The sequence below is a fragment of the Mammaliicoccus sp. RAM2 genome, assembly GCF_045897195.1.
Lineage (GTDB): Bacteria > Bacillota > Bacilli > Staphylococcales > Staphylococcaceae > Mammaliicoccus > Mammaliicoccus sciuri.
This window is the reverse complement of sequence record NZ_JBJNWI010000001.1, coordinates 567,413-590,569: the sequence shown is the minus strand read 5'-3', so window position 1 is coordinate 590,569 and position 23,157 is coordinate 567,413. Positions and strand designations below refer to the sequence as shown.

The window sequence follows — 23,157 nt, the reverse complement described above, 5'->3', positions numbered from 1 at the left end:
ATTCGAAATAAAAATAAAGAAAGAAGGAAACTATAATGAGTAAACCAGAACTTATCGGTATCCATCACGTAACTGCAATGACAAATGATGCAGTAAGAAACTATGAATTTTTCACACAAGTACTAGGTATGCGTTTAGTTAAGAAAACAGTAAACCAAGATGATATATATACGTACCATACATTTTTCGCAGATGATCAAGGGTCTCCAGGTACAGACATGACATTCTTTGATTTTCCAAATAACCCGAAAGGTAGTCGTGGTACAAATTCAATTAGCCGTGCAGCATTCAGAGTGCCAAACGATGCAGCGCTTGAATATTATTTAAATCGCTTTGAAGAATTTGGCGTTAAACATGATGGTATCCAAGATCTATTCGGTAAAAAGGTATTACCTTTTGAAGAAGAAGATGGCCAAAGATATCAATTAATTTCAGATGAATTAAATGAAGGTGTTAAACCAGGTACTCCTTGGAAAAATGGTCCAGTACCTAAAGATAAAGCGATTTATGGTTTAGGACCAATTGAAATTACAGTGAGCTATTATGAAGATTTCAAATCTGTACTGAAACAAGTTTACGGTATGAAACCAATTATTGAAGAAGATAACGTAACATTGTTAGAAGTTGGTGAAGGCGGTAACGGTGGTCAAGTTATTTTGAGAAAAGACGACCAAGGTCCTGAAGCAAGACAAGGTTACGGTGAAGTACATCATGTATCATTCAGATTGAAAGACCATGAAGCGATTAAAGCATGGGAAGAAAAATATAACGAACTTCGTATTGGTAACTCAGGTAATGTCGATAGATATTATTTTGAAGCGCTATACGCAAGAATCGGTCATATTCTTATTGAAGTATCAACTGATGGTCCAGGATTTATGGGAGATGAACCTTATGAAACTTTAGGTGAAAGTCTTGCATTACCACCATTCTTAGAAGCAAAACGTGACTACATTGAATCTGAAATTAAAGCTTTTGATACTAGTAGAAAACATTAATAAGAAAAGGTGTGGCTAAGATGAAGGAGATACGACCAGAAGTCTTATCGCAAAAAGAAAACTATAAATTGTTAATAGGATCTATTATTCCTAGACCAATTGCATTAGTAACGACAGAATCAGATGATAACGTATTGAATATAGCGCCGTTTAGCTTTTTCAATGTTGTATCTTCAGACCCACCGATTCTTTCCGTTGCAGTACAAAGAGTGAATGGTGAAATGAAAGATACTGCACGAAATATCGTTCAGAATAAAGAAGCGGTCGTGCATATTGTAGATACAGATAATGTGAGTGATGCGAATCAAACAGCAGCTTTGTTAAGTCATGAAGAGAGTGAACTCGAACGTACGAATTTTGAAACAGTAGATTCAGTTGAAGTTTCTGTGAAAGGCTTAAAGCAAAGTAAAGTTCGATTTGAAGCGGTTCTATATGATGATATTGTAATTGAAAAAGACGGACAACCTATTTCAGATTTATTATTGCTAGAAGTGAAGTATTATCATTTTGACGAGCGTATCTATAATGATGGCTATATTAATAAAGAAGCGCTCAATGCGGTAAGTAGACTTGCCGGGAATGATTATGCAGAAATCGGACACACATTCACAATCGAAAGACCATAATATGATGGGAGATAGTAAATATGAAACATATATTTAAACAAGGTGCACAAGGTAAACCAGTATTTCTATTACTTCACGGAACAGGTGGAGATGAAAGAGATTTATTACCATTAGCAGAAATGCTTGATCCGACTTATAGTATTTTGAGTGTTAAAGGTGAAGTATCTGAAAATGGTATGGCTAGATATTTCAAAAGACTCGGAGAAGGGCAATATGACTTAGAAGATTTAGAATATAGAGGACAAGAACTGTATCAATTTATAGAAGCATCATCTAAAGAATATGGCTTTAACTTAGAAGATGTTATTCCAGTAGGATTCTCTAATGGTTCTAATATGGCGATTAATCTCATATTAAGAGAACAAACACCATTTCAAAAAGCATTACTCTTTGCACCACTTTATCCATTAGATTTAGAAAATAATCATAAAGATTTATCTCATTTTAATGTCTTTTTATCAATGGGGGCAAGAGATCCAATCGTTACAAACGCACAAAGCGAGCGCGTGATAGAAATATTTAAAGAACGTAACGCAACAGTGACAGAAGCATGGGTTAACAGTCATGAAATTACGCAAGAAGCGGTACTTAAAGCAAGAGAAATATTATAAAAAGAAGACCAGCTCAACCGAGCTGGTCTTTTCTTGTGTGAGGGGGAGTAGTAGTAGGGAGTGGCTAACGATCAAGAGTAGAAAACAAGATCGTTAGAATTTCTAACGTTCAAAAAAACAAAACAAGATCGTTAGCACGCAAAATCGCAAGGATTCAAAGAGAAAAAGTAACATAATAAAAAATCTCATGTGGCACTGAATGATTCAGTCACATGAGATTTTTATATTTTATGATGGTACTTCTGTTCTTTTTCCGCTATGTTTTCTAAGGATAGCAGCTGATATAGATGATACACCACCGAAGATGATAAAGCCTATAAACATCCACATTGTACTATTAAGTTCGATATCGTGGTGTAAATACAATAGTCCTCTTAATGTTTCTGCATAATGTCTAAATGGATTCCATCCAATCATATAGTCTTGATAAAATTGTGGCAACATTTGTGTTGGTAACATTATGAGTTGCAAACTAAAGAATAACAATACCATAAATAATGGAATAGCTTTGACACCCAACCATGTCATAAATCCTAAGATTAGACTGATGAAAGCAAGGATCGCGATTGAAATATATAAACCTATTTTAATTGGTTCATGAATTGTTACATTTAATACGTGCGTCATAAAGTAAATATATCCAAATCCACCGATTAATGCTGTAACAATAGCGCCGCCTAATTGGCCAAGTGAAGCGATAATTCGGTCTTTAATTGTGATATTATTACTTGTTCTGAATGAGAAGAATAGAACAACTGAGCCAACTAATGATGCTAACCATACTGGTGTGAACATTAAGAGTGGTAAGTTTCCGTTAGCTTGATGTGATTTAACAGCGTTCATGTTTGTTTTATCCACTTTAATTGGATTTGTGATACCTTGAATATCTGAAGCTGAAACGTCGACATCCATTTTATCTAAAGTTTGGATACCTTGTTTAGAAATTTGTGTATTTAGTTGATCGCCGATAGTCGTTAACATTGTATTCGCGAGTTGTGCACCTTGCATGCTTGCACCTTCGTTAACGATAATCTCAACTTGTCCTTGTTTAACTTTAACAGGTTCAACTTTGTTTTGTTCTTGCATTTTTTTAGCTTGTTCAGGTGGAATTTGTCCACTTTCAATTTTTTCTTTCATTTGTGACTGCATTTCTTTAATTTTTGCCTCTTGAACTGTCTTTTGAACTTTACTCATAGAATCTTTTGAAAGATTTTCATCTAAAATTAATGCCCCATAATATTTGTTGTCTTTGAAGCCTTGTTTTAAATCTTTCTTACTATCTACATCTACCCATTCAACTTTGTCTGATAAATCTTTATTGTCTTTAATTTTATCTGCAAAAGTTTTCCCGATATTGACATCTTTGTCTTGCATTGTTGTACCCTTATCTTGATTCACAATTGCAATTGGTACTGATTTAGGTTCTGGATTATATGCTGGAATAAAAGCAATCGCTAATAATAATAGTATGACGATTACTAGAATAGGTGTCATCCAAAAAAGTTTCTTTTTGAAAATATTCATATTTTTTCCTCCTTTATTAATGAACATTGTGTTGATTATTAATAACATTGTTTATTATAATAGAATTTAAGATAGTTACAATCGTCAATTGCTTACGATATGTTTATTAATCAACAAAAACATAAAAAATGTTCATTAAAATAAGGAGATTGGTTTAAAATGGCAGAAGATCGACGCGTAAGAAAAAGTAAAAGAGCAATTAAACAAGCTTTTATTCAGTTGTTAACAGAAAATAACCTTGATCGTATTACGATACAACAAATTTCAGATTTAGCAGATGTTAATAGAGGAACCTTTTATTTAAATTATGAAGATAAATATGCATTGTTAGATGAAATGGAAAATGAACAAATTGAAGAAATTAAAGGATATGTAGATATACGGAAGATGGATTTATCCACTAAGACGAGTGATCGTTTTATTGAAGAATTTGCGAATAAAGTCATTAAAAATGTTATTACACATATTGAGCAAAATATGGAATTTTATCAAGTGATTCTGAACTTAGAACGTAAAAGTCAAATCGAAGAACAATTAGCAGATATAGTGAGAAGTAATATTAAGCATTTAATAGGTAATAAGGATAATGTATTTGGCATTCCAGAAAATTACTACTTAAGTTATGTAGTTGGTTCAATGATGTCGATGATCAAATATTGGGTATCAGATGAAAATCGTGTATCTGTAGAAGAACTCGTAAATTATGTCTCAACAATCGCATCAACTGGACCATTGTCTATTATGAAACGTATGGTAGATGAGAATATTAAGTAATATAGAAGAAAATAATCATGAGATGAATATAATCGGTAGATGGTAGAGAATCTACTGGATTGTGCGCACGAAGACTGTAAGATATCGTGCGCTAGGGAACAAAATAGAGGCATAACGCACGAAGACTAAGAGATATCGTGCGCTAGGGAACAAAATAGAGGCATAACGCACAGTCATCCACTCAATACAATCCATTCACATTATATGAATATAGAAAAGGCAGGGGCTATCTTAGCCCCTGCCTTTCTTATTTCTTTATTTTATTTCATCGCGAGATTTAATGATTTTATTGATAAACCCATAGTCTTTTGCTTCTTGTGTGCTTAACCAGTAGTCACGGCCAGTGTCTTTTTCTACTTTTTCAATATCTTGGCCAGTTTCTCTTGCGATTAATTCATTAATTTTATGTCTTGTACGAATAATTTCTTTAGCTGTGATTTCCATTTCAACAGATTGACCTTGTACACCGCCAGAAGGCTGATGAATCATGAATCTTGTATTAGGTAAACTGTAGCGATTTTCTTTTTTGCCAGCTAAATAAATAATAACGCCCGCACTTACTACCCAACCAGAACCGATAATATTAACTTCTGGTTTAACGAAATTAATCATATCATGAATGTAATAACCTGAATCTACATGACCGCCTTGGCTTGAAATAAATAGATTAATAGGTTCATCACTCATTGCTTCTAATAGTAATAGTTGATTACCGACTTCTTTTGCCACTTTATCATTGATTTCCCCGGTAATAATAACAGTACGTGTTTCTAATAATTTTTCAGTAAGTATATCTTTTTCGTTATGTTTTTCTTCAGACATGAAATCACTCCTATAATGATTGATAATACTATTGTGAACGAGTGCGATTTTGATTTCAAATAATTTGACCTATTTTGACTAAATTTAAATATTAAATAAATCGTTAAATGATTCTGACATTGTAGGGTGCGTATATATGTTATCTCTTAAAATGGTATATGGAATTTGTTGATCCATTGCAAGTTTCAGAATGTTAATCAATTCTTCAGATTCTTTACCATAAAGACTTCCACCTAGAATGAGCTGACTATCAGCATCTACAACAACTTTAAATAAACCTCTGTCATCATGATTAATTTTATGGCGAGGGATATTCTTCACTTCAATTTGACCTTCTAAAATATTGTGACCATTTTTCTTAGCTTTACTTGCAGTGTAGCCAATTCTTGAAAGTGGAGGATCTAGAAATACTGTGTAAGGCACATATCCTCTATTTTCTGTTGTGCGGTGCTGTTTGCCAACTAAATGGTCTTTAACAATACGGTAATCGTCTAATGAAATATAAGTAAATTGAGGACCGCCTTTAACATCTCCGACAGCATAAATATGGTCTACAGAAGTTTGTAGATGTTCATTAACTTTAATTTCACCTTTATCTCCAAGTTCGATATCTGTATTTTCTAAAGCTAAATCAGTATTAGGCACACGACCAGTCGCAAGTAATACCGCATCCCTAGTTATATCGCCTTGAGAAGTATGCACAACGGGACGATTTTTTTCAGTAGAGAAGGCTGTTACTTCAGCTTCATCAATAAATTCAATATCTTGACGGACGATTTCGTCATAAATAAGAGAAGCAATATCTTTATCTTCAGTTACTAATACATGCTTACGAGGATGGACGATTTTAATTTTACTGCCCAATCTTGAAAAGATTGTCGCAAATTCTAATGCAATATAACCAGCACCAATAATGACAAGTGTTTCAGGTAAGTGATCTAATGACATTATGCCTTTAGAATCATAAATATTTTCAGTAGTCTCAATACCTTCTATTTCTGGAATATTTGAACGCGTACCCGTATTAATGATAATCTTATCCGCTTGAATCGTTTCAACTGTTTCATTAGATTCATTTAAAAGTAATACCGTATGGTTATCTTTAAAATGTGCTTTATAAGTGTACACTTCGATATTGTCATCAGAATTAAGATTGTTAAAATTCTTCTTATTTAAAGCAGCAACGACATCTTTCTTACGATTCATCGCTTCAGAAAACGAATGATGTTCCAGGCTCTGGTGGAGTAATGTCTTACTCGGAATACAACCAACATTGATACACGTACCACCATACATATTTGAATCCTGCTCAATAACCGCGACCTTCTGACCTTGCCCTGCAAAATCTTTAGCAAGCGTCTTACCAGCCTTACCAAAACCAATAATCAACATATCAAATCGTTTCATTTACAAAACCTCCATTTGTGATGATTTATGTTTAGTATAACGTTTTTAGGAATGTAAATCTGTGTAAGATGCTTCAATATGAGATAACAAAACTTCTATTATTTTAACGTTTTCAAATTTATGCATAAAAATCCAAATTAATTATGAAAGCGTTTAATACTATAATGAATTTACAAATTACATAGGAGGCAAAAGATATGTCTAATAATTGGTTAGAGATAGAACGTAAAGTCATAATTGTTACAGGTGGAACATCTGGAATCGGTAGACAGATTGTGAATTCTCTATTAGAAAATGGTGCAATTGTATATAATGTAGATTTAAAAGATAATCCAATTGATAATGAACATTATTATTTTATTCAAACGGATGTTACAGATGAAGAGGCGGTTCAAAGTACAGTTAGTCAAATTTTAGAAGAGCAATCTCAAATTGATGTACTCGTTAATAATGCAGGCATAAACTTACCTAGATTATTAGTGGATGTTAAAGGTGAAAAACCAGAATACGAAATAAATATGAAAGATTTAGATTTAATGTTTGGTGTGAATTTAAAAGGACCCATATTATTTAGCCAAGAAGTAGGTAGACAATTCGTCAAAAATAATAAAGGCATTATTGTTAATATTGCGAGTGAAGCTGGTCAAGAAGGCTCAGAAGGTCAAAGTATATATTCTGCTACAAAAGCCGCATTAATCGGATTTACAAGAAGTTGGGCTAAAGAATTAGGTAAATATAATATTAAAGTTGTAGCAATTGCTCCAGGAATATTAGAAGAAACTGGATTACGAACTAAACAATATGAGGAAGCATTAGCTTATAGTAGAAATACAACTGTCGATAAGCTTAATGGTGATTATTCAAAATCTATACCGTTAAGAAGAGTTGGAGAATTAAAAGAAGTAGCTGATTTAGTTTGTTATTTAAGCTCAGATAAATCGAGCTATATTACGGGAACAACAATTAACATTTCTGGTGGTAAATCAAGAGGTTAAATTAAGAGATAGAAAGGTGGGGAAGTTATGTTATTGAATAAAAAACATTTATTAGTAATAGAAGTATTGCAGAAAGAACATATATCAACTGATAAACTTGCCCACCAACTTTCTATATCTCAAAGAACCTTATCTAACTATATTAATCAATTACTTACACATTTTGGTGGCTCAATTAGTATTATTAAAGATCACCATGAAATATCGATGATTGTATTAGATGAATCAGTATTCTTTAATATTTTACAAAAACTAAAAAATAATATAAATAAAAGCATTCATGAAGTAGAAGCTAGAGAGGAAAGTGTTTTTAATTATTTATTGAATAATGGTATTTGCACAATCGATGATATTGCTGAAGAGCTATATTTGAGTAAAAGTATCGTTAATAATACTTTGATAGAAATAAAAAATATATTAAAAAATTACAAAGTTGAAATTAAAGGTACTCAAAATGTAGGACTCAGAATCGAAGGTACTGAAATTGAAATAAGGAAAGTATTGATTGAATGTTTTCCAAATCAATACAAAAGTACTATTTTACCAGAACGTATAAATGAAATATTAAAAAATATTCAAGAGAAGTTTAACTTAGACGCTACTAGTTATAGAAGGTTAAGACTTTCTATACAGGTCATATTAACTAGGTTAGACGAAGGATTTAATATTCAACAAAATGTTCAAATAGACGAGAGAGTTTATGATTCGGAAGACTTCAAAGTTGTTAGTGATATAAAGGATTATATTGAGAAGCATTATGAAGTTGTATTTCCAAATCTAGAAATTTTACTAATCGTTTTTCAAATTATAGGTAGGAGAGCTTCAATTATTGATGAAATGATAAATGAACAAGATCAGACAATACTTAATAGTATTATTGAAAATACTATTAAAGACATTAACTTTTACTACACTATAAAAATAGATGAGCAACTGTTCAGTAATGATATAAAACTCCATATCAAATATCTTATTAATAGACTCATATTCGAAATTAATATTCATAATGATTTAATAGATGAGGTTAAAAAGAGATATCCATTTGCTTATGAATTATCAAAGGTACTTGCAGAAAATATTGAAAAAGAATTAGATATAGAAGTTCCTTTAAATGAACTTGGATTTTTATCAATTTATTTTAGTGTTTACTTGCAGCAATTAGAACAAAAGTTAAAAGAAATAAAGACGATTGCGTTTATAACAGACCAGGGATTAAGTAGTGGAAAATTGGTCACAGTTCAACTAGAAAGAATCTTTGGTAAAGATATTCAAGTGAAAGTAATAAATGAAAATCAAATTCAATTGAATGATATAGATCAATTTGATTTAGTAGTTTCAACAATAAAAAGTAATAGATTATTTAATAAAATTATATATGTAGACAATATTTTAGATGAGCAAGCTTTGAAACTTAAGATAGAGCAGTTTCTAATATATAAAGATGTTAATAATCGCCAATTATTTAATAATAGTATTTTAGTTGATTTTATAAATGAGTCTGATGTTTATCATATTAGTAAAAGAATGAACTACAAAGATGTCATTCGCTATTTATCACTTGAAATGATTGATGAAGAGAAAGTAGATTCTAGCTTTTCGAATAGAATCCTAGAAAGAGAAGATAATAAATCTACCATAACTGGTTTATTAGGCTTCCCTCATACTAGCCACAGTCTAAATGATATATGGGTGAAGTTTTGTATATTAGATGAACCTCTATTAGATTATGAAAATGTAAAAATTATTGTAATGGTAGCAACACCAGAAAATGAAGGTAATGAAGCGGTACTAATTCGGTTATATGAAGAAATATTAGCAATTACAGCTAACAGTTATATCATTGAAAAAATCAATTGTGATACGGATTATATATCGCTTGCACATATACTAAATAAAGAAATCGGAGGTTAGTTATGTTTTTTATTATATTGATTATCATGTTAGCTGTTGGATTTGTAATTCAGTATTTATTAGGACTACTTCAAATTAAAAATTTTACAAAGCATTATACAAATATGCGTGAAAAAGGGCGTGTAGCAATAGGTAGAAGACCAGCAATTTTTAAAGCTGGGACACTCGTTTTACTACAAATAAATAATCGAAATGAAATAGTAGAAGCGAGATATATGCAAGGGGTAACCGTATTTTCTAAATTTAAAAAATTAAAAGGTTTAGATGGTTCTAAAATCAATAAATTAAGAGATACAGACTTGAAAAAATATAACAAGTTGTTAATTAAAGCAATATTGGACGCACAACATACATTTAACGTCATTCAATCAGGAGGAGAAATTGAGAAGATACCATCTCCAATGATAAAGGCAGTTAAAAAAATAAATGGAATGTTTAAAAAAGAAGGGAGTAAATCATCATGGACTTCATAGTTAAGTTAGCTGAAGGATTTATTAAGTTATTTCAAACAGGTGCAGATACATTTATAGACTGGATGACAACAATTGTACCACTCGTTCTGATGTTATTAATTGCAATGAATACTTTAATTCAATTAATCGGGGAGCACCGCATTAATATTATTGCTCAAAAATCATCTAAAAACCCATTATTAAGATATTTGGTATTACCATTCCTAGGATCGTTTATGTTAGCAAATCCAATGGTACATTCGCTCGGTAGATTTATGCCTGAAAAATATAAACCAAGTTATTTTGCTTCAGCTGCACAATTTGCACATACAAGTAATGGTATTTTCCCACATATAAACCCAGCAGAGTTATTTATTTTTATGGGGATTGCAAATGGTATTCAACAGTTGGGATTACCAATGACAGATTTAGCAGTTAGATATTTACTAGTTGGTCTTGTTATGAACTTTATTGGTGGATGGGTAACAGACTTTACAACAAGTTATGTTGAGAAACAACAAAAAGTTAAATTAAGTACTGAAGTTAAACTTGAAGGGTGAGGTGACATAAAATGAGTCAAAAAGCTAAAATTGTAAAAGGTTCAGGTGGATTTGGCGGACCATTAGAAATAGGTATTGAAGGTAAAAAAGATAAAGTTATGTATGTTACTGGTGGTCATAAACCAGATATCGTTGATAAAATTTGTGAAATAACTGGAGGAACACCAGTTAATGGTTTTGAAACATCAGTACCTGAAGATGAGATCATGGTTGCTGTAATTGATTGTGGTGGAACTTTGAGATGTGGTATATATCCTCAAAAAGGTATCCCTACAATAAATATAATGGCAACTGGTAAAAGTGGTCCATTAAGACAATATATTACTGAAGAAATTTATGTTTCTAACGTGGATGTTAATCAAGTGACAGTAGCTGGAGAAAATAATTCTACTGGTAATCGTACTGACTCTAACAATTCTGCAGATACTTCAGAAGAAAAAACGACTTATTCTAAGAATAAAAAAATTATGGAAACAAGAGCAGAGCAAGAGAATAAATCACTTTTAACTAAAATTGGCTTAGGTGCAGGTAAAGTAATCAATACTTTCTACCAAGCTGCACGCGATGCAGTAGAAACGATGTTACATACAATTATTCCATTTATGGGATTTGTAGCTTTGCTAATTGGTATTATTCAAGGATCAGGAATTGGAGATTTATTTGCTAAATTCATGTCACCATTAGCAGGTAATATTTGGGGATTATTAGCTATTGGACTTATATGTTCATTACCATTCTTAAGTCCATTATTAGGACCTGGTGGCGTTATCGGTCAAGTATTAGGAACACTTATTGGTGTTGAAATTGGTAAAGGTAACATCCCTCCTCATTTAGCATTACCAGCATTATTTGCAATAAATACACAAAATGCTGCAGACTTTATTCCGGTTGGTTTAGGTTTAGCAGAAGCAGAAACTAAAACGATTGAAGTTGGTGTGCCATCTGTTCTATATTCAAGGTTCTTAAACGGTGTACCTAGGGTGTTCGTCGCCTGGTTAGCAAGCTTCGGTTTATATAAATAATTAAGGAGAGTAAATGATATGTATCAAACAGAGATTAAAAAAATAGGAAAAGATGCTAATGCATTTGAAGCAGAAAAGATGATTATATTATTCGGTGATAACGCACCAGATGAATTAGTAGATTTTTGTTACATTATTGATATTAATCGAGTTGAAAATGAGATTACTGAATCAAACAAATTAGTTATTGATGGAACAGAATATGGAATTACAAAAGTCGGTTCTGCAGTAAATAAAAATTTAAATGATTTAGGGCATATTACTTTAAAATTTGATGGAAGTACAAATGCAGAACAATCTGGATCATTATATTTAGAAGACAAACCACTTGTTTCACTTCAAGTCGGTTCAAAGATTGAAATCATGTAAAATAACTTGAACAGAAAAAAGCTTTGAAATCAGTTTTTTTCTGTTTTTTTATAAAATCATCCAAGAAATATGAGTAATATTACAAAATTGGTCGACCACTTATAAGGCTACTAAACTTATGTGTTTGTGGTGGTTTTCACAAAAGTGAACGCTCAACAAAGTGTAAAATTACAGTTGTGCTTATTTTTCAATATGGTAGTATACATAACTATATTGAAAGGGTGTTTATAAAAACATGAAATTCAACAAGAATAAAATAAATGTTGTAGATATGAAACAAACTAAAAAAAGTGTTTATGCTACAGGTATTGGTAATGCTATGGAATGGTTTGACTTTGGTCTTTATTCTTATTTAGCAATTATCATTAGTAAGAATTTCTTTACATCAGTTGAAAATGATGAACTGAAATTAGTCTTTACTTTCGCTACATTTGCGATTGCGTTCTTAATGAGACCTCTTGGTGGTATTATATTTGGTAGAATCGGAGATAAACTTGGCCGAAAAACTGTTCTTACAACTACTATCGTATTGATGGCAGCTTCAACGTTATTAATTGGATTATTGCCTACTTATGATCAAATAGGTATTTGGGCACCAATTTTATTATTACTAGCGAGAATTATTCAAGGGTTCTCAACTGGTGGGGAATATGCAGGTGCAATGGTATATATTGCAGAATCTTCTCCAGACAATAGAAGAAGTGCTTTAGGTAGTGGATTAGAAATTGGTACTTTAGGTGGCTATATTTTAGCTTCGTTATTAGCAAGTGGATTATTTATTGGTTTATCAGATGCACAAATGCAAGCATGGGGTTGGAGAATTCCATTCATTCTAGGTGCACCACTTGGTTTAGTTGGACTTTATTTAAGAAGACATTTAGATGAAACACCAATTTTTGAAAATGATATTTCTGAGAATGATGAAAAACCAGAACCATTCATTTCAATTATTCAAAATCACAAAAAAGATATTATCGTTTGCTTTATAGCAGTTGCGTTCTTTAATATTACAAACTACATGTTACTTTCATATATGCCGTCATACTTGGACGAAGTAATTGGTATTTCAACAACAGTTAGTACCATCCTTATTACAAGTGTTATGGTTATTATGGTGCCATTAGCATTTATATTTGGTCGTTTAAGTGACAAAATCGGTAACAAAAAAGTTGTGTTATTCGGTACATTTGGTTTAACAGCATTTTCAATGCTAGGGTTCTATTTCATAGGACTTAACCAATTAATGTTTATTTCATTAGGTATCTTTATTCTTGGCTTCTTCTTATCAACATATGAAGGTGCAATGCCAAGTTTATTACCAAGTATTTTCTATACAGATGTTCGTTACCGTACATTAGCCGTTACATTTAATGTATCTGTTTCAATATTTGGTGGTACAACACCATTAGTTTCAACATGGTTAGTGCATGTCACACAAAATCCATTAGCACCAGCTTATTATTTAACAGCTGTAAGTGTTATAGGATTTGTAACGATACTATTCCTGTTTGAAACAACATCAGGCAAAGCATTAAAAGGATCATATCCAACAGTATCTTCTAAAAAAGATTACGAACATGTCGTTAAAAATTCTGAAGATGCATTATGGTGGACAGAACAAGAATTACAAAAAGGTAAAGTAAAAGCAGATTAAGGTAGATATTAAGAAAGCCGAAGACGTTTGTGACGTCTTCGGCTTTCTTAATGTTTGCTTTTAACAAATAATGATGTAATGAGTCCTAATGCTGCAACTGTACTTATAAAATAAAATACAAATTGTACAGCATGTGCGATTATTTCTCTTCCATTTAAATCACTTGAGCTACCTGTCACTTGTTGTTGTCCGATAGTATACAGTGTTATAGCTAGTGCGGTACCAGCAGAACCTGCAACTTGCATTAATGTATTCATAGCGGCTGAACCATCTGCGTACAAGTTTGGCGGTAGTTGGTTAAGACCATTCGTTTGAGCGGGCATCATAACCATCGTTACACCTAGAAATAGGACGATGAATAAGCAAATGATTACCCAGACAGGTGTTGATGATGAGAGTACGATTGTAAATCCAATACTCGAAATTAATATTAATAAAAATCCAGATATACCAAAATATCTTGCGCCGTATTTATCAAACATTGTTCCGATAATTGGAGATAAAACAAAGTTTGTTGCGTTTCCTGGTAATAGAACTAAACCAGCGAGTGCAGCTGATAAAAGTAGGCTACCTTTTAAATAAATAGGTAATAAAATAGCTGTTGATAATATAACCAACATTAATAAGAAAATCATTATGACACCTAACGTAAACATCGGATGTTTAAAGACCGATAGATTTAACATAGGTTCTTTCATATTTAATTGTCTCATACAGAAAAGTATTAATGCTATTATCGCAATGATAAGTGGTAACCATACGATAGGAGAACTGATTGAAACTTCTGCCATCGTACTTAATGCGTAAATTAATCCTGCAAATCCAAAGGTTGATAAAATGATAGATATAAAGTCGATTTTTGGTTTCGTAATTTCTGAGACATTACTAATTTTAACGTATGCGAAAATGGATAAAACGATATAAAATAATGCGCTAAACCAAAAAATAAAATGCCAACTTAATGTTGATATAATAATCCCAGAAAGCGTTGGTCCGATAGCTGGTGCTAGCGTAATAACTAAGCCCATTATACCCATTACGATACCACGCTTATTGATTGGGAATATTGTGAGCATAACGGTCATCATAACAGGAAGGATAATACCTGTTCCAATAGCTTGAATGAGACGCCCAATCATCAATATGGCAAAGATAGGTGAATTGGCCGCAAACAAAGTACCTATTAATGAAATAATAAATCCACCTAAAACAAGCTGACGTGTTGTAAACCAACGAGTTAAATAGGCGGAAATTGGAACGAGTATAGCAAGGACTAATAGATAACCAGTTGTTAACCATTGAGCTAATGGTGCACTTATACGATAATCTTCCATAACATTTGTTAAACCCATGTTTAATGCTGTTTCTCCAAATAAGCCTATAAATGCACCTAACATTAATATTAAAGCCATTGCTTTTGGACTTTTAACTTCTACTTCTGCTTTGTTCATGAATTCTTTAATCTCCTTCTACTAGTGAATACACGATTAATGTGTATTAATATTTTGCTGAGAGCGTATGCAACTAGCAAAAGCATAGTTTGAATTATTAGTATTATTATTAAAATAATAACTCATTTACTTTAGCAGAAATTTCGTCGTATTGTCAACTTGGTTTACAAAAAGTTATTCTATTTGCCAATCCATTTTCATAATTTCTATTAGTTTATGAACGGTTTCCTGACCAATTATGTCTATAATTTGTTGTTCTAACAACGCTTTATGTTGTTTACTTTCAAGATAACAAGATTCTCCAAGAGCGGTTAATTGTATGGACTTTTCTTTCTTGTTGCCTTCAACATCTTGTATATCGACAAGGCCTTTGTCGTTTAATTGTTTTACAAATTTATGAACAGCTTGTCTAGAGATATTAACGTGCTTGTTAATATATGCCATCGTTCTTTTATGTTTATAAATTTTAGCCATAATGTACCATTCAGATCCTGAAATATGCATGTCATGTGTTTCGTTCCACATATTTTCTATTTTTGAACGTACAAGTCCGTGGCGTTCACTAATTAAATCAAATAAATCTAGTTCTTGTAATTCACTATTTGATATCACACTTAAAACCTCAACTTTCCAACGTATGAATTGACTCAACTATTCCGAAATATTTTTTTAATATGGCTTTATATTGATCACGTTTGAAGCTTTCTTTTTGTTTATGATTTTGAGACGTAATGGTTAAATGATCAGAAGACATGCTGACTCTACCATATTCTGTGGCCATTGTAATAATAAGCTTCTGAACGAATATTGAATCAGGATTGTGTTCATTATAATCTAAATGTTCTATAAAGAAGTCCCAAGGTCTACTGATTTCATTTGTTAAATAAGATGTGCGCCATGATTGGTCATCTAACTGCTTTTGAAGGTGTATGACACTATCCTTATCTAAAATAGCACGATAATGCCCGTTAGTATCATCAATGAATTGAATATTATCTGGGTCAGAAATTGGAATAGCTTTTGTTGGTAAATCACCAAATCCTACGTCTGCAATATAAGGTTGATCTAAATGTACGATTGTCGACATATGTGAACCGTCTCTACTCCAATTGTCATCTGGTGTATGAATTGTTCCTGATACACGATCAACCTTAAATCCCTTTTCTTTTAAATAATATTGAAAAATCGTATTTAATTCATAACAAAATCCACCACGGTGGCGATGAACAATTTTGTTAAATAAATCATCAACATTTACTGATATCGGTTCTTTATTTTGAACGCTAATATTTTCAAAAGGTACAGTGTACATAAATCTTTCGATATAGTGGTTCAAAGTGCGTAAATCAACTTGATTAAAAAATTCCGTGTCTATTTTTAAGTAGTCTTCAAATTGTAAAATGTTCAACTAATAACCTCCTATTTAAATCATAATTCTATTATAAAGGATACATGGGTAGAATATGTTAATATAAAATTGATATACAACGTTATTTTAAAGAAAGCTAGGTCATGCATATGAGAATTGGTACCATTTCAGATTTGCATATAGATAGAAGTAAAGATTATTACCCTCAAGATTTTGAGTATATTTTAGCTCATGAAATTACACATTTGAATTTAGACCTTTTATTAATAGCGGGTGATGTTTCAAATCATTATTTACAGACGATGCAGTTTGTTCAAAATGTTAAGCGTCATTCTAAAGTTGAAGTGCTGTTTATACCTGGCAATCATGATTATTGGAAAAAAGATCAAGAAGAAAAAAGTTCATATGAAATTTTTGAATATTATAAAGCACAACCTGAAAGTATCATAGCAAGTCCATACATTGTGAATGAAGATTGGGTGATTGTCGGACATAGTGGTTGGTATGATTATAGCTTTGCAGATCAAAATAAATTTAGTATGGAAAGGCTAGAACGGAGAAAATATTACGGCTCTACATGGTTAGATAAAGAACATATCGATTGGGGAAAATCAGACTTAGAAATGTCTCGATTAGCTGCAGAATCCGTAAAAAATGATTTAGAACAGGTAAAAGATAAAAATATTATATTAATGACGCATATTGTGACCAATCGAAAATTTGCAGTCCCAATGCCTCATAGAATTTTTGATTATTTTAACGCATTTATAGGTACATCAGACTTTGATAAATTTTATGAAGCTTATCCGATCAAATACAGCATTATGGGTCATGTGCATTTCCGTAATATAATAGAAGAAAGTGGTATTCAATATATATGTCCATGTCTCGGATATCAAAGAGAGTGGCGAACGACTGATTTAGCAACTGAAATTAAAAATACAATACAAGTTATCGAAATATAAAAACATATATCGAAGAAAATTTATGATTATAATAGGTGATTAAATGAAAAAGTATATATCATTATTTATCATAGCAGGTAGTGTGCATGCGCTATTTTCATTGTATTGGGGACTTGGTGGAGAAGCGGGTCTCATAACAGTTGGATCTTGGGTCTTTACATTAAGTGCACAGTTTGGAGTATGGATTAATATCGCCCTACTATTAATAGGTGTGTTTAAATTTTTAGCAACCATTGTGCCATTAACATTAACCAATCATTTTGATAAGAAAATATATATGATATCTTTAATTGGAAGTATTTTTCTCATGATATATGGCGGATTAAACATGATAATTGGCATATTAAAGATGTGTGAAGTAATCGAGAACCATAACTATTTTACAACCTTTGGACAAGCATTCGTGTGGGATCCATTATTTTTATTGTGGGGAATCGGATTGTTTGGATATGTTATGAAAGTGAAACAGAATAGATAAAGGAAAACGCCACTGGCAGGAGCTAGTGGCGTTTTTTTGATGCGATTGAATACTCAATAAATTATTAGTGAATAATAAATTGTCCATAGTTAAGGACAGATATTGAAGTGTAAACGTTTACAATTAAAGTATAATGACACTTAACAGGAGGTGATGACATGTTATTCAGCTCTAAGGAAGAGCAACTCATCAATCAGTTAAACTTTTACGATTTTATCTCTTCCAATGATGTATCTAATAAATTATTAGTCTCATCTAAAACAATCTATAGACTTGTTAAGAAAATTAATGAAGTCACAGAAGAACAATATGGTGAGAAGATGATAGAGTCTGAAACTGGCAAAGGTTATAAAATCAATAAATTTTATATTGATAAGAACATTTATTCAATTGTGACAATCAAAGAAGAAAATTTCTTGTTAGAGATTATGATGAACTTGTTATTTCAACATCCTAAAAAGTTAAGGAAAAATCATATTTTTAGTCAAAGTTATTTTAGTGAGAGTACTGAAGAAAGAAGAATTAGAAGTATCATCGAATATTTAAATGACTTTGATATTAATGTATACAATATGCATAACGTCATTTATGTAAAAGGTAATGAAGTTGATATAAGACGCGCTATTAATGCGATACTGCTTTCAATAAATAAAAATCAAGTGCTAGATGATATGGGCTTAGATATTAATGCATCAGATAAACACTTTCTAGATCATCAAATACTTCTTATAGAAGAAAAGTTAAACGTAAATTTATATTACCCATATGACGTCAACATATTTACTCATTTATATATGGTGTTGAAACGTTATAGAGAAGGTAAAGTCAATCAATTACAAAACCAAGATGCTTTAGATGATGAAGAAAAGGATAAAATGCAACGAAATAAAAATATAAAAGAAACAGCAGATATTCTTTCGCATAATTTAAGTAAACATCTTTGTTGCGAATTACATGAATTAGAAGCATTCTTCATTTTTCAAAACTTGTATTCGTTAAATATCGAGAAAAAAGAGTATATGAAAAAGGATAAATTTAATGCAAATGAAATAACCCTTGAATTTGTATCACAATTTTTCGGTATAGAAAAAAGTGATGTAAATGAGAAAGAAAAATTATATCAAGATTTATATAACCATATATTGCCCATGATAGGAAGGCTAAGAATTGGGATAAAGCTTGAAAATAATATGTTGAAAGAATTGATTTTAGAATATCAAGAAACTTTTATTAAACTGTTAGAAATATCTGAAGGTATTAACAAACATTTAAATGAATATGCAGATATTGATGAAGCGGAAGTAGGATATATTTCATTGTATTTTGAAAAATTCAAATTAGAAAAAGAACATAGAAAGAAAGTATTGCTTGTTTGCTCAACTGGTATTGGGACTTCTGAACTGCTTCAAATTAGATTGAAAAATAGTTTTCCAAATTTAAAAATAATATCGACTATGAGTCATAGACAAATGCAGAAGAACAGTAAGTTCATTGAGGAAGAAGTAGATATTATATTTTCAACAATAAGAGTAGATAACAAACATTTTGAGAAACCAGTTATTTGCATCAGTCCAGTGCTTTCTGACAAGGATATAGATCTAATTGATTATTCATTAAAGGAGTTGAGTTAAATGGAAGATACGATTAATTTAAAAACTATCATCAACAAAGACTTAATGATTATAAACAGCGATGCAAATAGTAAAGAAGCTATATTAGAAGATTTATGTAGCTTATTAAAAAACAAACAATATATTGAAGATCAACAGCAATTTTTAGAAGATATATATTTACGAGAAAGTGAAGGCATAACGGGTATTGGAGACGGTATTGCAATACCACATGGGAAGTCTGGATCTGTAGGTGAAACAACTGTCGCAATAGCGACATTAAAAAATAAAATCGCTTGGGAAACGCTAGATGAAGAACCTGTTGAAGTTGTCATATTGTTTGCTGTAAAAGATACAGATGCGACGACAACACATATCATCTTATTGCAAAAAGTGGCGACATTATTAGCTAGAGAATCATTCATTAATGCAATAAAACAAATCAATAATAAAGAAGAATTATACGATTTAATTATAAATGCATAAGGGGAGATTAATATGTTAATCAGTGGTAAAGAAATTTTAAGAGTAGCTAATGAAAACAAATTCGCAGTACCAGCATTTAATGCAGGTTCTGGACAGTTATTAGACGCAGTAATGCAAGCTTGTGAAGAAACTGAATCACCAGTTATGATTGCGATTCATCCAGATGAGTTAAAGTTTTTAACAGATAGTTTCGTTGCTCAAGTTAAATATTTTGCAAATCATAGTAAAGTGCCTGTGTGTATTCATTTAGATCATGGTGCTAGCTATGAACAAGTTATACATGCTATTAAATTAGGTTTTACTTCAGTTATGATTGATGCATCTCATTTACCATTTGAAGAAAATATCGCGGTTACTAAGAAAGTGGTTGATATTGCTCATCCTGTTGGTGTATCGGTAGAAGCGGAATTAGGAACGATTGGCGATACGGGTAATACGGTTGAAGGTGGTGTGTCTGAAGTGATCTATACAGATCCATCGACTGCACAAGAATTTCTTGAAAGAACGGGTGTTGATAGTTTAGCAATTGCTATAGGAACTGCGCATGGTATATATCCTAAAAACATGAAACCAGAATTAAAGTTAGATATTTTGAAAGAAACAAGTCATCTGACAGATATACCATTAGTACTTCATGGAGGATCAAGTAATCCGGATAATGAAATTCAAGAGGCAGTTAAACTCGGAATTAATAAAATTAACATTTCAAGTGATATTAAAATTGCATTTACGAATAAACTACGTGATGTTTTAGACAATCAAGATAGTGAAGCGAGAGAACCTAATGTGCTCTTCCCATCTTGTATTGAAGAAACTAAGAAAGTTGCTGTAGAAAAAATAAACTTATTTAATTCAGTTAATAAAGCAAATTTATATTAAGGGGTGGATGTTATGAATATAGTAGGTATTGCAGCATGTACTGCAGGTATTGCACACACATATATAGCAAAAGAAAAGTTAACAAATGTAGCAAAAGATAGAGGACATGAAATTAGTTTAGAAACTCAAGGATTATCGGGCACACAAGATGAACTTAAACAAGAAGATATTAATAATGCAGATGTGGTATTAATTGCAGCGGATATTAAAATAGGTGGACGTGAAAGATTTGAAGGGAAGAAAGTTGTAGAAGTTCCAACGAGTTTAGTTGTTAAATCACCAACAAAGTTAGTTGAAAAGTTAGAAGAGTTGACGATTTAAATCAAAAAGGGGTTTGATAAATAATGATACTCAAAGAAATTGGATTTAAACGACATTTAATGACGGCAATTTCATTCTTTTTACCAATCATTGTTGCATCGGGGTTTTTGTTAGCAATTGGGAACTTAACAGGTGGTCAAGAAATAGAGAATTTTAAAGAAGGATTTAAGTTTTCTGATGCTATGACTACAATGGGTGGATATGGGTTGAGTCTATTGCCCATGATTGTATCAACAGCTATTGCGTACTCTATTACAGATAAACCGGGAATTGCACCGGGATTAATTGTAGGGATGGTTGCATCTGGTATTGAAGCGGGATTTCTTGGAGGACTCGTAAGTGGTTATATTGTTGGAATAGTTGTTGTCTTATTAACGACTTACATTAAAGTTCCATCATGGATGGAAGGACTCATGCCAACGCTTGTATTTCCTTTTTTAAGTACTTTTATTGCTGGTGTTATTATGTATTATGTTGTTGGTACACCGATCACTTGGTTTACTGAATTGATTACAACATATTTAGGTAACTTAAATACATCTTCACTATTTTTATATGGTGCAATAATAGGTATATTATCTTCTATAGATTATGGAGGACCAATTAATAAAGTTGTGTTTGCATTTGTATTCGCATTATTTTCAGAAGGTATCTATGAACCAGTTACGGTACTTATACTCGCATCTATGGTGACACCATTTGGTTTAACGATGGCATATTTTATAGGAAAAGTAGTTAACAAAAATATTTTTAATAAACAAGAAATTACTACTTTAAAAACTGCCTTTCCAATGGGTGTATGCCAAATTACTGAAGGATGCTTTCCAATTATTTTAAATGATTTAGGTAAAAATATTATCGCCACGGGAATAGGTGGAGCTATTGGTGGAGGTCTCAGTATGCTATGGGGAGCAGATAGTCATATTCCAGCATCAGGTATGTTTGCATTACCAACTATGACTAATCCTCTTAGTTTTATTTTCGCATTACTGATTGGCTCTTTAGCAACAGCAGTTACAATATTAATATTGAAAAAACGAGTAGATGTAAATGCTGAAGTAGTCGTTAAAGAAAAACAAGAAGAAGAGATTTCATGGGACGATCTTAAAATATCATAATAAAGGTGATAGTTATGAATAGTCATTATAAGAATAAAGTGAAAGAATATTTTTTGTCATCGAATATAAATTTTACAGATTATGAAATTGAAAATATAGAATATGCTGACTTTGGACTCAATCATATTGAAACAGAAGGCCTTAACTTAATTGTTTACGTTAATGATAATGGCTATTGCGCTAAAGAAATGGTGTTGTTGCCACGTCAAACATGCCCAGAACATATACATCCAGACAAACTAGGGAAGAAAGGTAAAATAGAAACTTTTAGGTGTAGAAAAGGAGAAGTATATTTATATGTAGAAGGTGAAAGAAATGTTGGTGAATTATCAGCGAAGATACCAGAAGGAAAGGCTGAATATTATACAGTATTTCATGAAGTACAATTATTGCCAGGAGAACAATATACCATCCCATCACATACAAAACATTGGTTTCAAGCAGGAGAAGAAGGTGCCGTTATATCTGAATTCTCAACAACTAGTTATGATGAACTAGATGAATTTACAGATATTCATGTAGTTAGGTAAGGAAGATATATTAATAGAAGAAACGCCACTGGCAGGAGCCAGTGGCGTTTTTCGTCATATAAGATGATAAAGTTTGAATGTCGTAAGGGACAGAATTCCGAGAAATGTCCGTAACGGGTGTTGTAAGGGACAGAATTCTGAGAAATGTCCGTAACGGGTGCTGTAAGGGACAGAATTCCGAGAAATGTCCGTAACGGGTGTTGTAAGGGACAGAATTCTGAGAAA

The 23,157-nt window shown here is 31.8% G+C and carries 25 protein-coding genes; 19 read left to right on the top strand and 6 right to left on the bottom strand.

What is annotated here, in order from left to right; genetic code table 11:
• Window positions 1-35: 35 nt before the first annotated feature.
• Genes mhqE through mhqD form a run of 3 tightly spaced genes read left to right on the top strand, consistent with a single transcriptional unit; the run spans window position 36 to window position 2,235 of the window.
• On the top strand, window positions 36-998 hold the full coding sequence (mhqE, locus tag ACJTHF_RS03035) for a ring-cleaving dioxygenase MhqE (protein ID WP_078355109.1): 963 nt from the start codon (window positions 36-38) through the stop codon (window positions 996-998).
• A 20-nt stretch (window positions 999-1,018) separates the two neighbouring features.
• Window positions 1,019-1,624: a flavin reductase family protein gene (locus ACJTHF_RS03030; RefSeq protein ID WP_078355110.1), complete on the top strand. Its 606-nt coding sequence runs from the start codon at window positions 1,019-1,021 to the stop codon at window positions 1,622-1,624.
• A 20-nt stretch (window positions 1,625-1,644) separates the two neighbouring features.
• The gene (mhqD, locus tag ACJTHF_RS03025) at window positions 1,645-2,235 is read left to right on the top strand and encodes a methylhydroquinone degradation carboxylesterase MhqD (protein WP_084755240.1); all 591 of its coding nucleotides are present in this window, start codon (window positions 1,645-1,647) and stop codon (window positions 2,233-2,235) included.
• Between the two features lie 228 nt (window positions 2,236-2,463).
• Here the strand turns inward: mhqD and ACJTHF_RS03020 are convergent, their stop codons facing one another.
• Entirely contained in the window at window positions 2,464-3,759 is a 1,296-nt protein-coding gene (locus ACJTHF_RS03020; protein ID WP_232156739.1) for an ABC transporter permease, read from the bottom strand.
• Between the two features lie 159 nt (window positions 3,760-3,918).
• On the opposite strand from ACJTHF_RS03020, the gene ACJTHF_RS03015 reads away from it, so the two are divergent.
• Complete coding sequence (locus ACJTHF_RS03015) at window positions 3,919-4,533, top strand: TetR/AcrR family transcriptional regulator (RefSeq protein WP_078355113.1); 615 nt, start codon at window positions 3,919-3,921, stop codon at window positions 4,531-4,533.
• 255 nt (window positions 4,534-4,788) lie between these two features.
• Here the strand turns inward: ACJTHF_RS03015 and ACJTHF_RS03010 are convergent, their stop codons facing one another.
• Together ACJTHF_RS03010 and merA are read right to left on the bottom strand one after the other, a co-directional pair.
• Complete coding sequence (locus ACJTHF_RS03010; protein WP_048541725.1) at window positions 4,789-5,355, bottom strand: ATP-dependent Clp protease proteolytic subunit; 567 nt, start codon at window positions 5,353-5,355, stop codon at window positions 4,789-4,791.
• A gap of 84 nt (window positions 5,356-5,439) precedes the next feature.
• Window positions 5,440-6,762, bottom strand: a complete 1,323-nt coding sequence (gene merA, locus ACJTHF_RS03005; protein ID WP_407812518.1) for a hypothiocyanous acid reductase MerA — start codon at window positions 6,760-6,762, stop codon at window positions 5,440-5,442.
• A gap of 197 nt (window positions 6,763-6,959) precedes the next feature.
• On the opposite strand from merA, the gene ACJTHF_RS03000 reads away from it, so the two are divergent.
• The 7 genes from ACJTHF_RS03000 to ACJTHF_RS02970 all read left to right on the top strand — a co-directional run bounded on the left by ACJTHF_RS03000 (window position 6,960) and on the right by ACJTHF_RS02970 (window position 13,725).
• Window positions 6,960-7,757 (top strand): SDR family oxidoreductase, encoded by a 798-nt coding sequence (locus tag ACJTHF_RS03000; RefSeq protein WP_048541729.1) that lies wholly within the window; start codon window positions 6,960-6,962, stop codon window positions 7,755-7,757.
• A gap of 27 nt (window positions 7,758-7,784) precedes the next feature.
• The gene (locus tag ACJTHF_RS02995; RefSeq protein WP_232156666.1) at window positions 7,785-9,668 is read left to right on the top strand and encodes a BglG family transcription antiterminator; all 1,884 of its coding nucleotides are present in this window, start codon (window positions 7,785-7,787) and stop codon (window positions 9,666-9,668) included.
• 2 nt (window positions 9,669-9,670) lie between these two features.
• Window positions 9,671-10,141, top strand: a complete 471-nt coding sequence (locus ACJTHF_RS02990) for a transcriptional regulator GutM (RefSeq protein WP_232156657.1) — start codon at window positions 9,671-9,673, stop codon at window positions 10,139-10,141.
• The gene (locus tag ACJTHF_RS02985; protein ID WP_025905738.1) at window positions 10,129-10,680 is read left to right on the top strand and encodes a PTS glucitol/sorbitol transporter subunit IIC; all 552 of its coding nucleotides are present in this window, start codon (window positions 10,129-10,131) and stop codon (window positions 10,678-10,680) included. Before ACJTHF_RS02990 ends, ACJTHF_RS02985 begins: the two co-directional genes overlap by 13 nt.
• Before the next feature lie 11 nt (window positions 10,681-10,691).
• Complete coding sequence (locus ACJTHF_RS02980; RefSeq protein WP_107603204.1) at window positions 10,692-11,702, top strand: PTS glucitol/sorbitol transporter subunit IIB; 1,011 nt, start codon at window positions 10,692-10,694, stop codon at window positions 11,700-11,702.
• Window positions 11,703-11,720: 18 nt separating this feature from the next.
• Complete coding sequence (locus ACJTHF_RS02975; RefSeq protein WP_078355120.1) at window positions 11,721-12,071, top strand: PTS glucitol/sorbitol transporter subunit IIA; 351 nt, start codon at window positions 11,721-11,723, stop codon at window positions 12,069-12,071.
• A gap of 235 nt (window positions 12,072-12,306) precedes the next feature.
• Entirely contained in the window at window positions 12,307-13,725 is a 1,419-nt protein-coding gene (locus tag ACJTHF_RS02970) for an MFS transporter (RefSeq protein WP_232156655.1), read from the top strand.
• Window positions 13,726-13,772: 47 nt separating this feature from the next.
• Here the strand turns inward: ACJTHF_RS02970 and ACJTHF_RS02965 are convergent, their stop codons facing one another.
• From ACJTHF_RS02965 to ACJTHF_RS02955, 3 genes are all read right to left on the bottom strand, one after another.
• Window positions 13,773-15,176 (bottom strand): DHA2 family efflux MFS transporter permease subunit, encoded by a 1,404-nt coding sequence (locus ACJTHF_RS02965; protein WP_232156652.1) that lies wholly within the window; start codon window positions 15,174-15,176, stop codon window positions 13,773-13,775.
• Window positions 15,177-15,350: 174 nt separating this feature from the next.
• Window positions 15,351-15,788, bottom strand: coding sequence for a MarR family winged helix-turn-helix transcriptional regulator (locus ACJTHF_RS02960; protein ID WP_058592458.1), 438 nt, complete (start codon window positions 15,786-15,788; stop codon window positions 15,351-15,353).
• Window positions 15,789-15,798: 10 nt separating this feature from the next.
• Complete coding sequence (locus ACJTHF_RS02955; protein WP_232156650.1) at window positions 15,799-16,584, bottom strand: arylamine N-acetyltransferase family protein; 786 nt, start codon at window positions 16,582-16,584, stop codon at window positions 15,799-15,801.
• Window positions 16,585-16,694: 110 nt separating this feature from the next.
• Between ACJTHF_RS02955 and ACJTHF_RS02950 the strand changes: the two genes are divergently transcribed.
• The 8 genes from ACJTHF_RS02950 to ACJTHF_RS02915 all read left to right on the top strand — a co-directional run bounded on the left by ACJTHF_RS02950 (window position 16,695) and on the right by ACJTHF_RS02915 (window position 22,932).
• Window positions 16,695-17,510, top strand: coding sequence for a metallophosphoesterase (locus tag ACJTHF_RS02950; protein WP_232156808.1), 816 nt, complete (start codon window positions 16,695-16,697; stop codon window positions 17,508-17,510).
• 43 nt (window positions 17,511-17,553) lie between these two features.
• On the top strand, window positions 17,554-17,988 hold the full coding sequence (locus ACJTHF_RS02945; RefSeq protein WP_058592456.1) for a DUF3995 domain-containing protein: 435 nt from the start codon (window positions 17,554-17,556) through the stop codon (window positions 17,986-17,988).
• Window positions 17,989-18,146: 158 nt separating this feature from the next.
• Entirely contained in the window at window positions 18,147-19,619 is a 1,473-nt protein-coding gene (locus ACJTHF_RS02940; protein WP_078355125.1) for a BglG family transcription antiterminator, read from the top strand.
• A complete protein-coding gene (locus tag ACJTHF_RS02935; protein ID WP_078355126.1) occupies window positions 19,620-20,084 on the top strand; it encodes a PTS sugar transporter subunit IIA in 465 nt (154 codons plus the stop codon). It begins immediately after the preceding gene.
• A gap of 12 nt (window positions 20,085-20,096) precedes the next feature.
• On the top strand, window positions 20,097-20,963 hold the full coding sequence (locus ACJTHF_RS02930; protein ID WP_049319623.1) for a ketose-bisphosphate aldolase: 867 nt from the start codon (window positions 20,097-20,099) through the stop codon (window positions 20,961-20,963).
• Between the two features lie 12 nt (window positions 20,964-20,975).
• The gene (locus tag ACJTHF_RS02925; RefSeq protein ID WP_049319624.1) at window positions 20,976-21,284 is read left to right on the top strand and encodes a PTS fructose transporter subunit IIB; all 309 of its coding nucleotides are present in this window, start codon (window positions 20,976-20,978) and stop codon (window positions 21,282-21,284) included.
• A 23-nt stretch (window positions 21,285-21,307) separates the two neighbouring features.
• Window positions 21,308-22,402 (top strand): PTS fructose transporter subunit IIC, encoded by a 1,095-nt coding sequence (locus tag ACJTHF_RS02920; protein WP_232156646.1) that lies wholly within the window; start codon window positions 21,308-21,310, stop codon window positions 22,400-22,402.
• Window positions 22,403-22,416: 14 nt separating this feature from the next.
• On the top strand, window positions 22,417-22,932 hold the full coding sequence (locus ACJTHF_RS02915) for a D-lyxose/D-mannose family sugar isomerase (protein WP_049319626.1): 516 nt from the start codon (window positions 22,417-22,419) through the stop codon (window positions 22,930-22,932).
• Window positions 22,933-23,157 lie beyond the last annotated feature (225 nt).

Bases quoted from the DNA above. Each gene is read 5' to 3' on its own strand.
- ACJTHF_RS02945 (WP_058592456.1), top strand. From the start codon at position 17,554: ATGAAAAAGTATATATCATTATTTATCATAGCAGGTAGTGTGCATGCG.
- ACJTHF_RS02940 (WP_078355125.1), top strand. From the start codon at position 18,147: ATGTTATTCAGCTCTAAGGAAGAGCAACTCATCAATCAGTTAAACTTT.
- ACJTHF_RS02985 (WP_025905738.1), top strand. From the start codon at position 10,129: ATGGACTTCATAGTTAAGTTAGCTGAAGGATTTATTAAGTTATTTCAA.
- ACJTHF_RS02970 (WP_232156655.1), top strand. From the start codon at position 12,307: ATGAAATTCAACAAGAATAAAATAAATGTTGTAGATATGAAACAAACT.
- ACJTHF_RS03015 (WP_078355113.1), top strand. From the start codon at position 3,919: ATGGCAGAAGATCGACGCGTAAGAAAAAGTAAAAGAGCAATTAAACAA.
- ACJTHF_RS02930 (WP_049319623.1), top strand. From the start codon at position 20,097: ATGTTAATCAGTGGTAAAGAAATTTTAAGAGTAGCTAATGAAAACAAA.
- ACJTHF_RS02995 (WP_232156666.1), top strand. From the start codon at position 7,785: ATGTTATTGAATAAAAAACATTTATTAGTAATAGAAGTATTGCAGAAA.
- ACJTHF_RS02990 (WP_232156657.1), top strand. From the start codon at position 9,671: ATGTTTTTTATTATATTGATTATCATGTTAGCTGTTGGATTTGTAATT.
- ACJTHF_RS03020 (WP_232156739.1), bottom strand. From the start codon at position 3,759: ATGAATATTTTCAAAAAGAAACTTTTTTGGATGACACCTATTCTAGTA.
- ACJTHF_RS02925 (WP_049319624.1), top strand. From the start codon at position 20,976: ATGAATATAGTAGGTATTGCAGCATGTACTGCAGGTATTGCACACACA.
- ACJTHF_RS02950 (WP_232156808.1), top strand. From the start codon at position 16,695: ATGAGAATTGGTACCATTTCAGATTTGCATATAGATAGAAGTAAAGAT.
- ACJTHF_RS02915 (WP_049319626.1), top strand. From the start codon at position 22,417: ATGAATAGTCATTATAAGAATAAAGTGAAAGAATATTTTTTGTCATCG.
- ACJTHF_RS02980 (WP_107603204.1), top strand. From the start codon at position 10,692: ATGAGTCAAAAAGCTAAAATTGTAAAAGGTTCAGGTGGATTTGGCGGA.
- merA (WP_407812518.1), bottom strand. From the start codon at position 6,762: ATGAAACGATTTGATATGTTGATTATTGGTTTTGGTAAGGCTGGTAAG.
- ACJTHF_RS02920 (WP_232156646.1), top strand. From the start codon at position 21,308: ATGATACTCAAAGAAATTGGATTTAAACGACATTTAATGACGGCAATT.
- ACJTHF_RS02975 (WP_078355120.1), top strand. From the start codon at position 11,721: ATGTATCAAACAGAGATTAAAAAAATAGGAAAAGATGCTAATGCATTT.
- mhqD (WP_084755240.1), top strand. From the start codon at position 1,645: ATGAAACATATATTTAAACAAGGTGCACAAGGTAAACCAGTATTTCTA.
- ACJTHF_RS02935 (WP_078355126.1), top strand. From the start codon at position 19,620: ATGGAAGATACGATTAATTTAAAAACTATCATCAACAAAGACTTAATG.
- ACJTHF_RS02965 (WP_232156652.1), bottom strand. From the start codon at position 15,176: ATGAACAAAGCAGAAGTAGAAGTTAAAAGTCCAAAAGCAATGGCTTTA.
- ACJTHF_RS03030 (WP_078355110.1), top strand. From the start codon at position 1,019: ATGAAGGAGATACGACCAGAAGTCTTATCGCAAAAAGAAAACTATAAA.
- ACJTHF_RS03000 (WP_048541729.1), top strand. From the start codon at position 6,960: ATGTCTAATAATTGGTTAGAGATAGAACGTAAAGTCATAATTGTTACA.
- ACJTHF_RS03010 (WP_048541725.1), bottom strand. From the start codon at position 5,355: ATGTCTGAAGAAAAACATAACGAAAAAGATATACTTACTGAAAAATTA.
- mhqE (WP_078355109.1), top strand. From the start codon at position 36: ATGAGTAAACCAGAACTTATCGGTATCCATCACGTAACTGCAATGACA.